General features: G+C 68.1%; 16 protein-coding genes. 8 read left to right on the forward strand and 8 right to left on the reverse strand.

What is annotated here, in order from left to right:
* Positions 1–190 precede the first annotated feature (190 nt).
* Positions 191–565, reverse strand: a complete 375-nt coding sequence (locus ABE423_RS18405) for a DUF4124 domain-containing protein (RefSeq protein WP_049400296.1) — start codon at positions 563–565, stop codon at positions 191–193.
* Positions 566–645: 80 nt separating this feature from the next.
* On the opposite strand from ABE423_RS18405, the gene pssA reads away from it, so the two are divergent.
* Genes pssA through rimI form a run of 3 tightly spaced genes read left to right on the forward strand, consistent with a single transcriptional unit; the run spans position 646 to position 2422 of the window.
* Positions 646–1422 carry a CDP-diacylglycerol--serine O-phosphatidyltransferase gene (pssA, locus tag ABE423_RS18410; protein ID WP_019660986.1) on the forward strand — a complete coding sequence of 259 codons (777 nt, stop codon included), beginning with the start codon at positions 646–648 and terminating at the stop codon, positions 1420–1422.
* On the forward strand, positions 1419–1928 hold the full coding sequence (locus tag ABE423_RS18415) for a hypothetical protein (protein ID WP_100437847.1): 510 nt from the start codon (positions 1419–1421) through the stop codon (positions 1926–1928). The genes pssA and ABE423_RS18415 overlap by 4 nt, the downstream gene beginning before the upstream one ends.
* Positions 1925–2422 (forward strand): ribosomal protein S18-alanine N-acetyltransferase, encoded by a 498-nt coding sequence (gene rimI, locus ABE423_RS18420; RefSeq protein ID WP_032128003.1) that lies wholly within the window; start codon positions 1925–1927, stop codon positions 2420–2422. Before ABE423_RS18415 ends, rimI begins: the two co-directional genes overlap by 4 nt.
* 104 nt (positions 2423–2526) lie before the next feature.
* Here the strand turns inward: rimI and ABE423_RS18425 are convergent, their stop codons facing one another.
* The 5 genes from ABE423_RS18425 to ABE423_RS18445 all read right to left on the reverse strand — a co-directional run bounded on the left by ABE423_RS18425 (position 2527) and on the right by ABE423_RS18445 (position 8528).
* Complete coding sequence (locus ABE423_RS18425) at positions 2527–3348, reverse strand: EamA family transporter (protein ID WP_049400290.1); 822 nt, start codon at positions 3346–3348, stop codon at positions 2527–2529.
* Positions 3349–3469: 121 nt separating this feature from the next.
* On the reverse strand, positions 3470–6298 hold the full coding sequence (locus ABE423_RS18430) for a valine--tRNA ligase (protein WP_346487081.1): 2829 nt from the start codon (positions 6296–6298) through the stop codon (positions 3470–3472).
* A 33-nt stretch (positions 6299–6331) separates the two neighbouring features.
* Complete coding sequence (locus ABE423_RS18435) at positions 6332–6523, reverse strand: YqaE/Pmp3 family membrane protein (protein ID WP_012510005.1); 192 nt, start codon at positions 6521–6523, stop codon at positions 6332–6334.
* Between the two features lie 19 nt (positions 6524–6542).
* Positions 6543–6968, reverse strand: coding sequence for a DNA polymerase III subunit chi (locus ABE423_RS18440; RefSeq protein ID WP_049400292.1), 426 nt, complete (start codon positions 6966–6968; stop codon positions 6543–6545).
* 81 nt (positions 6969–7049) lie between these two features.
* Positions 7050–8528, reverse strand: a complete 1479-nt coding sequence (locus ABE423_RS18445; protein WP_049424934.1) for a leucyl aminopeptidase — start codon at positions 8526–8528, stop codon at positions 7050–7052.
* Positions 8529–8632: 104 nt separating this feature from the next.
* Here ABE423_RS18445 and lptF point away from each other — a divergent pair, with 104 nt between their 5' ends.
* From lptF to ABE423_RS18460, 3 genes are read left to right on the forward strand one after another with little or no spacing between them, the layout of a single operon-like run.
* The gene (gene lptF / locus ABE423_RS18450; RefSeq protein ID WP_346487084.1) at positions 8633–9715 is read left to right on the forward strand and encodes an LPS export ABC transporter permease LptF; all 1083 of its coding nucleotides are present in this window, start codon (positions 8633–8635) and stop codon (positions 9713–9715) included.
* Positions 9712–10818 carry an LPS export ABC transporter permease LptG gene (gene lptG, locus ABE423_RS18455; protein WP_004142518.1) on the forward strand — a complete coding sequence of 369 codons (1107 nt, stop codon included), beginning with the start codon at positions 9712–9714 and terminating at the stop codon, positions 10816–10818. Before lptF ends, lptG begins: the two co-directional genes overlap by 4 nt.
* A 54-nt stretch (positions 10819–10872) precedes the next feature.
* Positions 10873–11745 carry a hypothetical protein gene (locus ABE423_RS18460; protein WP_346487086.1) on the forward strand — a complete coding sequence of 291 codons (873 nt, stop codon included), beginning with the start codon at positions 10873–10875 and terminating at the stop codon, positions 11743–11745.
* Between the two features lie 94 nt (positions 11746–11839).
* Here ABE423_RS18460 and ABE423_RS18465 read toward each other — a convergent pair whose 3' ends face one another.
* Positions 11840–12331 carry an RDD family protein gene (locus ABE423_RS18465; RefSeq protein WP_346487088.1) on the reverse strand — a complete coding sequence of 164 codons (492 nt, stop codon included), beginning with the start codon at positions 12329–12331 and terminating at the stop codon, positions 11840–11842.
* Between the two features lie 56 nt (positions 12332–12387).
* On the opposite strand from ABE423_RS18465, the gene xerD reads away from it, so the two are divergent.
* Both xerD and ABE423_RS18475 read left to right on the forward strand, forming a co-directional pair.
* Positions 12388–13365, forward strand: coding sequence for a site-specific tyrosine recombinase XerD (gene xerD / locus ABE423_RS18470; protein WP_032128012.1), 978 nt, complete (start codon positions 12388–12390; stop codon positions 13363–13365).
* Between the two features lie 100 nt (positions 13366–13465).
* Positions 13466–14251, forward strand: coding sequence for a DsbC family protein (locus ABE423_RS18475; RefSeq protein WP_049398153.1), 786 nt, complete (start codon positions 13466–13468; stop codon positions 14249–14251).
* 110 nt (positions 14252–14361) lie between these two features.
* Here the strand turns inward: ABE423_RS18475 and ABE423_RS18480 are convergent, their stop codons facing one another.
* Positions 14362–16473 (reverse strand): glycosyl hydrolase family 18 protein, encoded by a 2112-nt coding sequence (locus ABE423_RS18480; RefSeq protein WP_346487091.1) that lies wholly within the window; start codon positions 16471–16473, stop codon positions 14362–14364.
* Positions 16474–16801 lie beyond the last annotated feature (328 nt).

Raw genomic sequence — 16801 nt, forward strand, 5'->3', positions numbered from 1 at the left:
AGCGGCCGGCACTACCGTGCCCGTTTACCTGACGGGCCTGAGACTCTCCAGCAACACAGTTGCTACAGGGACGTACTTGCGGCGTCCCCGCACTCCGACACCGCCCCGCCATTCCACGGAATGCCCGCTCTTGACGTTGCCCTTGCTACCGCCTCTGCGGGTGCAGGGCTGCAAGCCCTGCCGATAACCCTCACTCCGCCGGGCAGTAGGCCTTGATGGCGGCTTCAGCCAATCCCTTCTGCGCGCTGCGCTGCTCCGGAGCCAACGCGGTATCGGCCTTGCCATCACCATCGGTGTCCTGCATTACCTGGCCGCCGCCGTCCAGCAGGGCCAGGTTGGCGCGGGCGGTGCTGCACTGCTCGGGCACCGGCGCGGCCGGGGTCTCGGCGCTGGCCGCCGCCTGGGGACTGCGCGCCTGCGCCCGGGTCTCGAACTTCCTGCCCGCCGGCGGGGTCTCCGAATACTGGGTCACGCCATTGGCGTCCTTCCATTTATAGACCGGGCCGGCCACGGCGTTGGCACTGGCCAACAGCAGCAGGCATCCAAGGCAGGACAGGGCACGCATGGCAAACTCCACGGAATGGGCGTAGAACGCCGATTGCAGCATTGGCGCCGAGCACTGGCAAGTCGATTAAACTGGATTCCATGGACCCGATCACACCGCCGCCGCGTTCGCGCACGATTTACCTGCTGCCCAACCTGTTCACCACCGCCGGCCTGTTTGCCGGCTTCTACGCGATCATCGCCGCGGCCAACGGGGACTTCGTCAACGCCAGCATCGCCGTGTTCGTGGCGGCGGTGATGGATGGCCTGGATGGGCGCGTGGCGCGCCTGACCGGCACCAGCAGCGAATTCGGCGTGCAGTACGACTCGCTGGCCGACCTGGTCAGCTTCGGCATGGCCCCGGCGCTGGTGATGTACCACTGGTCGCTGTCGTGGCTGAAGTTCGACGACCCGCTGCTGGGTCGCGTCGGCTGGGCCGTGGCCTTCCTGTATGCCGCCTGCGCGGCGCTGCGCCTGGCCCGCTTCAATACCCAGGTAGCGGTGGTCGACAAGCGCTGGTTCGTCGGCCTTGCCAGCCCGGCCGCGGCCGGCCTGATGATGTCCTTCGTCTGGGCGTTCGCCGATGGCAACCTGGGCTGGGACGGCAACCAGCTGCGCTACGTGGCGCTGGCGGTGACGATCATCGCGGCGCTGCTGATGGTCAGCCGCATCCGCTTCTGGAGCTTCAAGGGCGGCGGCGCCAAGGGCACCCGCTCCGACCGCGTGCCGTTCCTGGTACTGGCCCTGGTGCCAGTGGCGATCGCCATTGCGGTCATCGATCTGCCGCGCGTGCTGTTCGCGGTGGGCATCCTGTATGCCTTGTCGGGCCCGGTGATGTGGGCCGTGCAGCGCCTGCGCAAGAAGCCCGAGGCCGCGTGAGCGAGGACCTGCCCGTGCTGTGGTCACCGGCCCAGCAGGCCTGGCTGCAGGCCATGGGCTACACCGTCTATCACGACGGCCAGCTGGCCGCCGAGCTGGATGCCGCGCTGCAGCTGAGCGTGGCCGACGCCGAGGCGGCTGCCACACCAGCGGCGGAGCAGGCGCGGGCGTCAACCGCACCCGCGCGCGAACCTCTGGCTGCGGCCGCACCGGTTTCCCGCCAGGAACGCCCGGCGCCAGCGCGCCGCGAGACCCCGGTCAGCGCACCGGACACCGCGCCCGCGGCTGCCCGGCCGCTGCCTGGCGGCAATGCCCGGCAGCCGGTGGTGCGCCTGCCGGATCGCCTGCAGATCGCCTTGCTGCGCGCGTCCGGCTGCAATCCCAATGATCCGGCCACGCAGGCGCTGATGGACAGCTGGCCGCTGGACCAGCTGCGTCAGGACCCGGCCGCCAAGCGCGCGCTGTGGCCGCAGCTGCGCGCCCTGCGCAAGCGGGGTGCGCCATGAGTGCGGTCAGCCAGCCCGGTCCGGTCAGCCTGCGCGCGCTGCGCGAGAGCGACCTCAACGCGGTGATGGCGATTGAAGTACGCGGCTATCCGTTTCCCTGGACCCGCGGCATCTTCGTCGACTGCCTGCGTGCGGGCTATCCGGGCCTGGCCATGGAGCGTGATGGCCAGCTGATCGGCTATGGCGTGCTCAGCATCGCGGCCGACGAGGCCCATGTGCTGAACGTCTGCATCGATCCACTGACGCAGTCGCGTGGGCTCGGACGTCAGTTGCTGCGCGCGCTGGTACAGCTGGCCGGCGACCGGGGGGCGCAGCGTGTGTTCCTGGAAGTGCGTCCGTCCAACACACCCGCGCTGGCCTTATACCACAGCGAAGGCTTCAACGAGATCGGTCGCCGCCCGCGTTACTACCCGGCCGCACAGGGCCGCGAAGACGCGGTGGTGATGGCGATCGAACTGGTCGACGGCGACCTGCAGGCGATGCCGCCGCTGTAACGGAGCAGGGTTGCCGGCCTGCGGCCGGCACTACCGATGGATCTCCGCTGTCATCGACACATCACCTACCATGGTAGGTGCCAGCCTTGGTTGGCACGCTTTCCTCACGCCAGCCGCAGTGCCAACACACCCCCGACGATCAACGCCGCCGCCAGCCAGCGCGCGCGCGGAATCCGTTCGCGCAGCAGGAACACCGAGATCAGCAACGCGAACAGGATCGACGATTCGCGCAACGCCGAGACCATCGCCACCGGCGCCTGGGTCATTGCCCACAACGCCATCGCATACGAGGTGGTGGTGCCGACGCCACCGGCCAGCCCCAGCGGCCAGTGCTGTCGCGCATAGTCCAGCACCGCGCCGCGGCGCGTGTACAGCGCCCACAGTGGCAGTGGAATGCCCGACAGCAGGAACAGCCACAACGTATAGCTGAGTGCGCTGCCGGACTGACGCGCGCCCTGCGCATCGACCAGCGTGTAGGTGGCGATCATCGCCGCGGTCAGCAGCGGCAGGCGCAGCTGACCGCCACGCGCCCCCAGCGCCATGCACAGGATGCCGGTGCTGACCAGCACCACGCCCAGCCACGCTGCCGGTGGCAGCTGCTCGCCCAGCAGGGTGCCCGCCAACGCGACCAGGATCGGCGCGCTGCCACGCATCAGCGGGTAGGCCAGGCTCATGTCGACCTGCTGGTAACAACGTGCGACCAGGCCGTAATAGGTCACCTGCAGCAGCACCGACGCGCCCAGCCACGGCCAACTGTGCGCCGCGGGAAATGGCAGGAAGGGCAGGGCGGCAGCCGACAGCAGCGCGGCACTGCCGGTCACCAGTACGGTGCCGAGGAACTTGTCCGGCCCGCGCTTGACGATCGCGTTCCAGCTGGCGTGCAGGGCTGCAGCGGCGAGAACCAGCAGGAAGATGGAAAGCGGCATCCGCCGATGATGCCATGCGCGGGAAATGTAGAGTCGAGCCATGCTCGACTGCTGTCATGAGTCGAGCACGGCTCGACTCTACAAAAGGAAACGCCGGGCAGTACCCGGCGTTTCCCTGCACTTACAGCTTCGCGCGCTGCTCGCGCAGGCCGGCCAGCTGGGTGTTCCAGTCGACCAGGCGCACGCGTTCCTGCTCGACCACCGCCGGCGGCACCTTGTCGGTGAACTTGGCCAGCTTGGTTTCGCTCTTCTCCTGCTCGCCTTCCACGCGCTTGATCTCCTTGTCCAGGCGCGCGCGCTCGGCATCGAGATCGACCAGGCCTTCCAGCGGCACCAGCAGCTTCAGTTCACCGACGATCGCGGCGGCAGCCGGCGGTGCACTTTCGCCTTCAGCCAGCCACTGGATGCTGTCCAGCTTGAGCAGGAACGACAGCGAGGCGCTGAAACGTTCGATGCGCACGCGGTCCTGCTCCAGACCGGCCTGCAGGCGCAGCGGCACCAGCTTGGACGGCGCGACGTTCAGCTCACTGCGCACGCGGCGCACGGCGCTGATCACGGCCTTCAGCCATTCCACGTCGGCCTCGGCCTGGGCGAAATCGCCTTCGAACTCGGCGGCGGTGGGGTACGGACGCAGCGACAGCGTGGTTTCGGCCAGGCCCAGGCGCGGGGCCAGCTGCTGCCACAGCTGTTCGGTGATGAACGGCGTGAGCGGGTGCAGCAGGCGCAGCAGCGCTTCCAGCACGTACAGCAGAGTGTGGCGGGTGCTTTCGGCGTCGGCGGCATCGGCACCATTCAGTGCCGGCTTGCTCAGCTCCAGGAACCAGTCGCAGAACTCGTTCCAGGCGAACTCGTACAGGCACTGCGCCAGCAGGTCGAAGCGGTAGTTGGCGTAGTGGCCCTGCGCCTCGGTGGACACCGCCGCCAGGCGCGCAAGGATCCAGCGCTCGGCATCGGTGCGCGGCGTCGGCACGCCGGTGAACGTTGCACCCTCGGTGTTCATCAGGGTGAAGCGGCTGGCGTTCCACAGCTTGTTGCAGAAGTTCTTGTAGCCCTCGGCGCGGTTCATGTCGAACTTGATGTCGCGGCCGTGGGTGGCCAGCGCGGCGATGGTGAAGCGCAGCGCATCGGCACCGTGGGCAGCAATGCCGTCCGGGAATTCCTTGCGGGTGGCCTTCTCGATCTTCTCCACCATCTTCGGCTGCATCAGGCCGCCGGTGCGCTTGGCGACCAGATCGTCGATGGTGATGCCGTCGATGATGTCCAGCGGATCGAGCACGTTGCCCTTGCTCTTGGACATCTTCTGGCCCTGGCCGTCGCGGATCAGGCCGGTGAAGTAGACGTCCTTGAACGGGATCTTCCCGACCAGGTTGTCGGTGGCCATGATCATGCGCGCCACCCAGAAGAAGATGATGTCGAAGCCAGTGATCAGCACCGACGACGGCAGGTAGCGGTCGAAGCCGCGCTCGGCCATGGCCTGTTCGTTCGGCCAGCCCAGGGTGGAGAACGGCCACAGCTGCGAGGAGAACCAGGTCTCCAGCACGTCGCTTTCCTGGTTCAGCACCACGTCGCTGCCCAGGTTGTGCTTCGCCCGCACTTCCTCTTCGCTGCGACCGACGTAGCAGCTGCCGGTGGCTTCGTCGAACCACGCCGGAATGCGGTGGCCCCACCACAGCTGGCGGCTGATGCACCAGTCCTGGATGTTGTTCATCCAGTGGCGGTAGGTGTTGATCCAGTTCGGCGGCACGAAGGAAATGCTGCCGTCTTCGACCAGCTCCAGGCCACGCTTGGCCAGGTCGTCCATCTTCACGAACCACTGGTCGGTCAGGTACGGCTCGATCACCTGGCCGGTACGGTCGCCGCGCGGCACCTGCAGCTTGTGCGCCTTGGTCTCGACCAGGATGCCCAGGTCTTCCAGCTCGGCCAGCACGGCCTTGCGCGCGGCGTAGCGGTCCAGACCCTGGAAACGCTCCGGCGCGTTTTCGTTCAGCGCCGCCACCGGGGTGAACAGGTTGATCAGCGGCAGGCTGTGGCGCACGCCCACTTCGTAGTCGTTGAAATCGTGCGCCGGGGTGACCTTGACCACGCCGGTGCCGAAGGCACGGTCCACGTAGTCGTCGGCGATCACCGGGACGCGGCGGCCGGTCAGCGGCAGCACCACGCTCTTGCCGATCAGATGTGCATAGCGCTCGTCTTCCGGGTGCACCATCACCGCGGTATCGCCCAGCAGGGTTTCCGGGCGGGTGGTGGCGACGACCAGGTAGTCGCGGGTTTCGCGCAGGGTTTCCACGCCGTCGGCATCGCGCTCGACGTGTTCGTAGCTCAGGCCCTCATCCAGCGTGTAGGCGATCGACCACAGGAAGCCGTCTTCCTCGGCGCTTTCCACTTCCAGGTCGGAAATGGCGGTCTTCAGCACCGGGTCCCAGTTGACCAGGCGCTGGCCGCGGTAGATCAGGCCCTGCTCGTACCAGCGCACGAAGGCCTCGTTGACCGCCGCCGACGGCTGCGGGTCCATGGTGAAGGTGCTGCGCGACCAGTCGGCGGAGGTGCCGAGGCGGCGCATCTGGCGTTCGATGGTGTCGCCGGACTGCTGCTTCCACTCCCAGACCTTGCCGATGAAGCCTTCGCGGCCCAGCGAATCGCGGGTCTCGCCCTTGCCTTCCAGCGCCAGGTTGCGGCTGACCACCATTTCGGTGGCGATGCCGGCATGATCGGTACCGACCTGCCACAGCGTGTCGTAGCCACGCATGCGGTGGTAGCGCACCAGCGCGTCCATCAGGGTCTGCTGGAAGGCGTGGCCCATGTGCAGGGTGCCGGTCACGTTCGGCGGCGGCAGCAGGATGGTGTACGGCTCGCCCGTGCCGGACGGCTTGAAGTGGCCGGCCTTCTCCCAGGCCTCGTAGAGGTCGGTCTCGAAGGACTTCGGGTCGTAACTGGAGGCGAGTTGGGTCATGCGGGGGAACCGGTAATCAAGGCGGAAGGGAGATCAGCGCGGCCCGAGGGCGCGCCGGATCTTCTGGTCGGTGTGGTACTGGCTGACCGCGTAGGCGGCCCAGATGGCGGCGGGCAGCCAGCCGATCAGGGTGATCTGCAGGATCAGGCAGACAATGCCGGCAAACGGCCGGCCGATGGTGAAGAAGGACAGCCAGGGAAGAATCAGGGCGATCAACAGGCGCATCAAGGGGTCCTCGCTGGACTTACATGTCGTGCTTGTTCAGGTCGTAACCGGCGGCCTTGTACTGGCGCCAGCGTTCGCGCAGCGGTTCGCGCGCTTCCGGGTCGGCCGGAACCACTTCCAGTACGCGCTCGCACTCGCCCAGCCAGGGTTCATCACGCAGGTTGATCACCAGCGGGCGCGCCGGTGCCTCGGTGCCCGGCACGGCGATCAGCACCAGGGCTTCTTCCTCGTCCATGTCCTCGCCGGCGATCTGGTGCGGGATGTAGGCATCGTTGTCGAACGCCCACAGCAGTTCGTCCAGCTCCTCGGCCTGGGCCTGGTCGCGGGCCAGCACCAGGGTGAACAACCCGGCGTCGTTGGCCTTGCGCGCCAGCTCGCAGACCAGGCGCAACGGCTCGGTCAGGAAGCGGGGCTTGGCGATCAGGTAGAAGTCGGCGCGGGGCATGGCAGGGTCCGGGTCAGGCAGGGGCCCGGCAGTGCCGGGCGAGGCCCTGGCCGGCGGGGCCGGCCAGGGTCGGGTACGGCATCAGGCGCGGGCGGCCTGGTCCAGCAGCCACTGGCTCAGCAGGCCGACCGGGCGGCCGGTGGCCATGCCACGCTTGCCTTCATCGCTGGCCACGCCGGCGATGTCCAGGTGGGCCCAGCGCTGGCCTTCGGCGAAGCGCGACAGGAAGCAGCCAGCGGTGATCGCGCCGGCCCAGCGGCCGCCGATGTTGTAGACGTCGGCGAAGGTCGAATCCAGCATCGGCTGGTATTCGTCCCACAGCGGCAGGCGCCAGGCGCGGTCGAACACCTGCTCGCCGGCGGCCAGCAGCTCGTTGGCCAGGTCGTCGTGCTTGCTCATCAGGCCGGCGGTCTGGTGGCCCAGGGCGACCATGCAGGCGCCGGTCAGGGTGGCGACGTCGACCAGCGCGGCCGGCTCGAAGCGCTGCGCGTAGGTCAGCGCGTCGCACAGGATCAGGCGGCCTTCGGCGTCGGTGTTGCCCACTTCGATGGTCTTGCCCGACATCGAGGTGATCACGTCGGACGGACGGTAGGCGTTGCCGTCGATGGCGTTTTCCACCGCCGGCACCACCACCACCAGGTTCAGCGGCAGCTTGGCCTTGACCGCAGCGACGAAGGTGCCGATGACGTTGGCGCCACCGCACATGTCGTACTTCATCTCTTCGATGCCGCCCTGGGTCTTCAGGTTGACGCCACCGGTATCGAAGGTGATGCCCTTGCCGACCAGCACGTACGGCTTGGCGTCGCCGCCATTGTTCCACTTCAGTACGACCAGGCGCGGGCGGTTGGCCGAACCACGGGCCACGGCCAGCAGCGAGCCCATGCCCAGCGCTTCCATCTGGTGCTCGTCGAGGATCTCGGCTTCGGCACCGTCGTGCTCGCCGGCGAACTTCACACCCACTTCGGCCAGATGGGCCGGGGTGCAGTAGTTCGGCGGCAGGTTGCCCAGCTCGCGGGCGAACTCGACACCGGCGGCGATAGCCTGGCCCTGGGCCAGGGCCTGCGCGTCGTCACCGGCGATGGCCAGCTGGGCCAGGCCGGCGTCGTCGGCCTTCTTCTTGCCCAGGGTGGCGGTGTAGCGGTACGCGGCGTGATCGGCGGCGATCACCGCCTGGCGGATCGCCCAGGCCGCGTCGCGGTCCTTCACCGCCACTTCGGACAGGGTGAACAGTGCGCTGCGGGCAGCACCGGCCTTCAGCGCGCGCACGGCGTCGCCGACGGCCTTCAGGTACTGCGGCACGCCGAAGCGGGCGGCTTCGCCCAGGCCGACCACCAGCACGCGCGGGGCGGTCACGCCCGGCAGGTCATGCAGCAGGGTGGTGGCGCCGGTCTTGCCGGACAGGTCGCCGCGCTGGGCCAGGGCGGCCAGGCGGCCACCGCTGGCGGCGTCCAGGGCCTGTGCGGCCGGGGTCAGGGTATGGTCGGCATACGCGCCAACCACCAGGCAATCGACGGTGGCGGCGGCCGGAGCAACGTGGTTCAGGGTGAATTCGAGGGCCATTGAGCAGATTCCATTGGCGAGTCCGTACAATCGCAGGCCGTTTACGCCCAGACAGTAGACTGGGCGGCACCGCGAACGAACCCCAGAGTTTAAACCACCGCCCCATGCTGAAGCTCGACCGATACCTGCTGGGCGATTTCGTCCAGAGTTTCCTGGCTACCCTGATCGTCCTGCTGGTGGTCAGCGTGGGCGGCGTGCTGGTGGACATCCTCGGCAACATCGCCGACGGGCGCCTGCCGGCCAAGCTGCTGTTCTCGCAGCTGGGCTTGCAGTTCATTGCCTACCTGCCGCTGATCCTGCCGCTGGCGCTGATGCTGGGCCTGCTGCTGGCCATCGCGCGCCTGTACCGCGACTCGGAAATGGCAGTGATCACCGCCATTGGTGTCGGCCCCAAGCGACTGCTGCGGCCACTGCTGATGCTGGTGGTGCCGGTGGTGGCACTGGTGGGCGCCTGCTCGCTGTGGCTGGGCCCGTGGGCCGGCCGGGTGGCCGAGCAGATGATCATCGAGGCCAACCGCAGCGTGCTGATGGCCGGACTGGAGCCGGGCCGGTTCACCCCGCTGCCCAATGGCGGCGTGGTCTACCTGTCCTCGATCTCGCCCGATGGCACCCAGCTGGGCAGGGTGTTCCTGCAGCGGCAGAAGGACGACCGCCTCGAGGTGGTGTCTGCCGCCGGGGGCCGGATGTTCTTTGAAGGCGCCCGCCAGCGCTTCCTGGAGCTGGATGATGGGCACCAGGTGGAGGGCCCGGTAGCGGGTGGGCTGGACTACCGCCTGGCGACCTTCGCGCGCAACGACGTGGCCCTGCCCGACGGTGCGCAGACCCGTACCGAGAACGATCCGGAGCTGATGCCGACCACGAAGCTGTTCGGTGATGCCCGGCCCGAGGCACAGGCACAGCTGCATCGCCGGCTGGCCCCGCCGCTGATCGCACTGGCCTTCGCCCTGTTGACCGTGCCGCTGGGCCGCAGCTCTCCGCGCCAGCAGCGCTATGGACGGATGATGCTGGCCCTGCTGGCCTACATGGTTGGCACCAACCTGATGTTCATCGGCAGTGGCTGGATCGCCACCGGCAAGATTCCGGCCGCGCTCGGCCTGTGGTGGCTGACCCTGCCGTTGCTGGGGCTGGCGATCTGGATGTATGCACGTGATGGCCGCCTGGGCCGGCCGAAGGGAGCCCACGCATGAGGCTGCGCCCGATGCGTTTCGATCTGTACCTGGGCCAGTCGGTATTCACGACGGTGCTGTTGACCTGGACGGTGCTGGTCGGCCTGGACGTGGTGATGGCCTTCTCCGGCGAGTTCAAGGACATCGGCAAGAACGGCTACTCGCTGGGCCATGCCGCCGCCTGGGTGCTGTACACGGTGCCGCGGCGGGCCTACACCTTCTTCCCCACCGCTGCGGTGATCGGCGCCCTGATGGGCCTGGGCCAGCTGGCGGCGACCTCCGAACTGACCGCGCTGCGCGCGCTGGGGCTGTCGCGCAAGCGCCTGAGCGTGTCGGTGGCGATTGCGCTGTCACTGCTCACCGCAGTGATGGTGCTCAGCGCCGAAACGCTGGGACCCTGGGGCCAGGATCGAGCCGATGCGCTGAAGTCCAGCGCCAAATGGGGCCAGGACATTTCCACTGCACGCTACTCCGGGCTGTGGGCGCGCGAGGGCGACACCTTCCTCAGCGCCGCCGGTGGCGAAGAGCAGCTGGTGGGTGACAAGGGCACGCGGTTGATCCTGCGCGACGTGCGCCTGTACCGCATCGCCGAGGACGGACAGATCGCCTCGTTGACCCACGCGGCCACCGCCGAGCACGACAACGATGGCTGGGTGTTGACCGGTGTGCGCCGGGATACGTTCGGCGAACGTTCGGCCACGCGCGAGGAAGTGGCGCGCGAGCCGTGGAATTCCAAGCTGGATGCCGGCGCGCTGGCGACCGGTATCGCCAAGCCGCGCAACCTCAGCGTGGCCGAGCTGCGTACCAGCATCGAGTACCGCGAACGCAATGGGCTGGATGCGCGCGACTATGAGGATGTGTACTGGAGCCGTTGGTTCTACCCGGTGAACGTGCTGGCGCTGTGCCTGGCGGCAGTGCCGTTCGCGTTCGGCTCGCTGCGCAGCGGCGGCATGGGTAAGCGCCTGTTCCTGGGCATCCTGTTCGCGCTGGGCTTCTGGTTGCTGCAGCTGTTCTTCGGCCGCATGGCCGGCGCGTTGAAGTTCGATTACCGCATTGCCTATGCGCTGCCACCGATCGTGATGCTGGCGATATCCGGGCTGCTGTTCCGGCGCAAATCAGGTTGATTCCCAGGGAGCCGGGCAAGGCCCGGCTGTTTCCGTTTCACTTCAAGGACGAACATGAGCTTCCAACGCTTTCTGCCGTACATCGCGGCCGTGCTGCTTTCTGCCGGCTGCAGCCGGTCCACCGTCGACTTCGAGATCGACAACCCGACGGATGCACCGCTGACCTTGTCGGTCGACCAGCAGGTGCATACCCTGCCGCCGCACACCTCCATGCCCCTGGTCCTGGAGCCGGGCCAGTACCGGCTGCAGAGCGAGAAAATCGGCAGCGTACGCATGGTTGTCTACGCCGACGGGATCGGCGGGCTGATCAACCCGGCCATGGCCGAGTACGTGATCGTCACCGAGCAGTACGTCACCAGCAAAACCAATACCGGCAACCTGGCATCGAAGATCGAACTGAACGATGTGGAGATCAAGGGTCCCTACGTGAAGGCGACCGGCTTCTTCATTCCGCGCCGTTGGGACGCAGGACTGAAGGGCGAGCTGCCTGACACGGTGGTCTCCAGCAGCCCGGATACCTCGTCCGACTACCGGACCAAGATCTACAACGTGCCCGGCTTCTTCGAATACCTGGATGCCGGGGACGAGCTGAAGGAGGCTTTCGGGCCGGATGGCTACCGGGCGCCGGCAGCATCGGTGGCTTTCACTGCCGCCCAGCTGCCGCCGCTTCCGGCGGCCTATGAGGCCCAGGGCAAACCGATGCGCGAGCTGTACGCGCAGTACCTTGCCGCAACCGATGCAGGCGAGCAGAAGCGCCTGAAGAAGGCCAGCCTGAAACTGTGGCAGGAGTTCGTGAAGACCCGTGCGCAGTTGAGCGGACAGTCGCCGGTGGCCGATGATGTGCAGGCCAATGCGTTTGCGTCCGCCTTCTTCGACCTCTGGACGCAGCCGGCGGTGATCCTGCCGGACCCGGCGCCAGCCGGCTGATCGCCGCGTTGATCGTGTAGAGCCGAGCCCATGCTCGGCTATCGAGTGCATCGCGAAACGCAGCCGAGCATGGCTCGACGCTTCAGGATGCGCGTCAGCACTTCGGCATCCGCACCACGCGGGTGCCGCTGGCGCGGTCGTGCCAGGTCAGGCGGTCGCGGTCGACCCAGGCCCACCAGAATCCCAGTCCGCCCAGCAGCAGTGACAGCGTGCCCACCGCGAAGCGCAGCCACAGTTGGCCGCGCCGCAGCGGCGTGCCATCGCTCGATTGCAGTTTCAGCCGCCACGGTCGCATGCCCAGCGTCTGCCCGCCACGGCGCCAGCTGGCCGTGGCGTACCCCCCCGTGATTCCCCAGCACACCGCCCACAGCAGCCACTGCCAGGCACTGAACGGTGCGATGTTCTCGCGCTGCGCGTGGCCGCTGAAGGTGTAGGCGAGGGTGAACAGCGTGCCGGCCAGCATCCACAGCGCCAGCACCGGCAGTGCGTCGTAGACCATCGCCAGCAGGCGCCACAGCAGCAGTGCACGCGGGCGGGGCAGTTCGCTGGCGGCCGCTGGGGCCGTGTCGGTGGCGGGGCGGGACATGCGCCGAGCATACGCAAAGCTGGCCGCGCCCGCAGTGGCCCTCGTATCCTGCACCCATGGCCCTTGTTTCCACCCCCGCCGAACGCCGCCAGCTGGTGCAGCAACTGCCCGAGCTGCGCGCCGACGACAGCGCGCGCATCCAGCGCTTCCTCGATGCGATCTGGGCCGAGAACGGCCTGGCCCGCGCCACCCTCGACAGTTACCGGCGCGACCTGGAAGGGCTGGCGCGCTGGATGGATGGACGCGACGGTGGCCTGGCCGGCATCGAGCGCCCGGGGTTGTTCGATTATCTGGCCTGGCGCACCCGGCATGGCTGGTCGCCGCGCAGCAATGCGCGCCTGCTGTCGGCGCTGCGCGCGTTCTTCGCCGATGGCGTGCGCCGTGGTGAACGCAGCGAGGACCCCAGTGCCCTGCTGGACCCGCCGAAGCTGCCGCGGCTGTTGCCGAAGGCGTTGGCCGAAAGCCAGATCGACGCACTGCTGGCGGCGCCGGACATCGACAGTCCGCTGGGCCTGCGCGACCGCGCCATGCTGGAGCTGATGTATGCGGCCGGCCTGCGCGTGAGCGAGCTGGTGCTGCTACCGGCCACGGCAGTCAACCTGCGCCAGGGCGTGCTGAGGGTCACGGGCAAGGGCAGCAAGGAGCGGCTGGTGCCGCTGGGCGAGGAATCGCAGCACTGGCTGGAGCGCTATCTGCAGGCGTCGCGCCCGCAGCTGGTCGGCAAGGGCAAGGTGCAGGCGCTGGCCGATGGGCAGACCCCATTGTTTGTCGAGCCGACGCTGCATGCGCTGACCCGCCAGGCGTTCTGGCATCTGGTCAAGCGCCACGCGCAGGTGGCCGGTATCGATCCGGTGCGGATCAGCCCGCATGGCCTGCGCCACAGCTTCGCCACGCATCTGCTCAACCGCGGCGCCGACCTGCGCGCGCTGCAGATGCTGCTCGGCCACAGCTCGCTGTCGACCACCCAGATCTACACCCTGGTGGCCCGCGAACACCTGCAGAAGCTGCACGCGCGCCACCATCCGCGCGGCTGAGCAGCGGCCTGAACCCCGGCCTCGGGCGGTGGGCAGTGTCGCGGCCCGGTAGCGGCGGCTGTGTCAGAATCCGGGGTCTTCTTCTGTCGCGGACCGCTCCATGCTCCGATTTGCCATCGCCGCCGTGTTCGGTGCGCTCAGCCTGACCGCCTGCGCCCAGCCGGCTCCGCCGGCCGCCAAGGCACCCGCCGCGGCTGCGGCCAAGGCCGTCCCGGCCGCCAACGCTTCGGCCGACCAGGCCGTACGCGCCGCGCTGACCGCCCTGAATCCCGGCTTCCAGGTGGACTACATCGGCGCTGCGCCGTTCCCCGGCTTCCGCGAGGTCGTGGTCTCCGGCCAGTTGCTGTACGTGTCCGACGATGGCCGCTACCTGTTCCAGTCGCAGCCCTACGACACGCGTGCCAAGGGCCCGGCCAACAGCGAAGGCCTGCTCGGCTACCGCCGCGATCTGCTGGCCAAGGCCAACCACGGCGACCGCATCGTATTCGCTGCGCCCAATGCCAAGTACACCATCAGCGTGTTCACCGACATCGAGTGCGGCTACTGCCGCAAGCTGCATCAGGACATCGCGGAGCTCAACCGCAACGGCATCTCGGTCGAGTACCTGGCATTCCCGCGCATGGGCCTGGGCAGCAAGGACTACACCGACATGATTTCGGTCTGGTGTGCAGCGGATCGCCGCCAGGCCCTGACCAACGCCAAGCGCGGTGGCAGTGTGCCGGCCAAGAACTGCACCAACCCGGTGGCGATGCAGTACGCGCTGGGCCAGCAGTTGGGCGTGAACGGCACGCCGGCGATCTTCGCGCCGGATGGCACCCAGCTGGGCGGTTACCTGCCGCCGGCGCAGCTGCGTGCGGCGCTGGACAAGCTGTCCGAGAAGCGCTGACGCGGAATCGTAGCGTCGAGGTATGCTCGACTGCGGGACCATCAGCCGAGCATGGGCTCGGCGCTACAGATCAGAGGCCAGGGGCGCACAATGCGCCCCCGGCTTTTTGCTTATTTCAGGCCATCACTGACCGCCTTGGTCAGCGTGCCCTGCGCATCGTCACCGCTGAACTCCCAGACGAACGCGCCGCCCAGGCCCTGGGTCTTCACGTAGCCCATCTTGCGGGTGATGTTGGCCGGGGTATCGAAGCTCCACAGCGTGCTGCCGTTGTAGATCCAGGTGGCACCGGCGGTGTTGTCGGTGTAGCCCGGCCACGCCAGGTTCTTCAGCACCTTCCAGTCTTCGATGCCGGCCTCATACGTGCCCGGGGCGGCGCCGGTCGCGGTCTGGTACAGGCCGTTGTTGGCGTTGGTCACACCGGTCCAGCCACGCCCGTAGTAGCCGATGCCCAGGTTGAGCTTGGCGGCGGGCACGCCACGGCTGATGAAGGCCTCGATGGCGTCGTTGCTGTTGTAGAGCTTCTGGTCGCCGGTGGACGGATCATTCGGCGAATCGAACAGCGCCGACTGGTGATTGGTCTTCGCATCCCACGCGCCGTGGAAGTCGTAGGTCATCACGTTGATGTAGTCCAGGTACGGGTGGTACGCGGCCGGATCAGTGACGCGGATCTTGTCGATGCCGGCACCCACCGCCACCGTCAGCAACAGGCCCGGACGCACCGCATCGAGCTGGCGGCGGAACTCGGCCATCAGCGCGGTGAAGTTGGCGTTGTCTTCCGGCTTGCCACATTCGATGCCACACGCCACCGGGTATTCCCAGTCGACGTCGATGCCGTCGAACACACCCAGGGCCGCACCGGCACCACCGGCACCGTCGGTTACCGGCAGGTTGCCCTTGATGTAGGCATCGATGCAGGAAGCGACGAAGGCTTGGCGGTTTTCCGGACGCGCCGCGCTGGAGAAACCACGCGACCAGGTCCAGCCACCCAGCGAGATCAGCACCTTCATACCCGGGTACTTGGCCTTGAGCTGCTTGAGCTGATTCCAGTTGCCACGCAGCGGCTGGTCCCAGGTATCGGCGCTGCCGCTGACGCTCTCGGCGGCACTGAAGGCCTTGGTGTAGTCGGCGAAGGCATCGCCACCGGCACCGCTGTTCGGATCCGACGGCTGGGTGATGCCCACTTCGCAGCGGTTGTTGCGCACGTTGCCGAACGCGTAGTTGATGTGGGTCAGGCGTGCGGCCGAGCCACTGCTGTCGATGTTCTTGACCCGGTAGTTGCGGCCGTAGATGCCCCACTGGGTGAAGTAACCGATCACCCGCTTGCCGGTGGTGCCGCCGTCGCCGGCCAGCGTAGTGGCGCTGATCTCGGTGCCCTGGGCCGAGGCGTTGCCGGCGTTGTCGCGGGCACGAACCCGGTAGCGGTAGGTGGTGGAGGCAGTCAGCCCGCCATCGATGTAGCTGGCGCTGGGCGGTGAACCGACCAGGCTGCCGTTGCGGTACACGTCGTAGCCGGCCACGCCGCTGCCACCGGTGTTGTCGGTGGACGGGCTCCAGCTGAGCGCGATGCTGTTGGCGGTGCGGGTGCCGACCGCCAGCCCGCCCGGCACGCTCGGTGCGGTGGTATCGCCACCGGCGGCGTTGACTGTGATGGTGATGGTCGCGGTGCTGGTGGTGGCGTTGTTGTTGTCGGTCGCGACTGCACGCAGGGTGTGGCTGCCGGCGCTGGCATTGGCCCAGCTGGCCGCGTACGGCGCACTGGTGGCCACGCCCAGCGTGCTGCCATCGCGGAAGAACTCGACCTTGGCGACGCTGCCGTCCGGGTCACTGGCGTTGGCGGTCACGTTGACGGTGCTGCCGGCGCTGAAGGTGGCGCCGTTGGCCGGCGAGGTCAGGCTGACCACCGGCGGCTGGTTGCTGCCGCTGCCATCACAGGCACCGAGGTTGGTGTAGTAGGGCGCACCGGCCGGATGGTCCGGCGGCGCGTTCCAGATGTCCTGGTTCGCCCGATAGAGGACGCCTCCTTTCTGCAGGGTATCGCCGGCCCGGTAGATCTTGGCCTGGTCCCACTGGGCCACGCCGGCACAGCTGGCGGCCTGCGCCAGGCCGGGCAGGGCAACGGCCCCGGCAAGGGCCAGCAGCCAGGCCAGACGGCGCGGGCGACAGCGGTGGAGGGAGCGTTCGGCACTGCGGACATCGGCACTCAGCACAAGCGGGTCGTACATGGTGTGTCTCCGATCGATCGGTTGGCGCGCGGGCCCGGATGGCGCCGCACGTAACGCAGGTCCGGACATCGCCCGGGAAGGCGACGGAGGGGGACGGACGGAGGTACCTGGGAGGCCGGGGAGAGAGTCCGGCGCCAGGTAGGGACAACGTTGTCATCAATCGTGTGGTCAATCCGTGAGCGAGTGCATGGTTCGGGGATTTGGCGGAGAGCGGCGCCGGCGCGCGGTGGGCGGCCATCGGCGGAGCCCCCTCGTGGCTGGGGCTTTCCGCGAACAGCGGATTTCTGGGGGTTGGCCGGGGGGGGGGGGGGGGGGGGGGGGGAGCGGG

This window comes from Stenotrophomonas sp. TWI1409 (assembly GCF_039673015.1).
In the GTDB taxonomy this organism is placed as follows: domain Bacteria; phylum Pseudomonadota; class Gammaproteobacteria; order Xanthomonadales; family Xanthomonadaceae; genus Stenotrophomonas; species Stenotrophomonas maltophilia_A.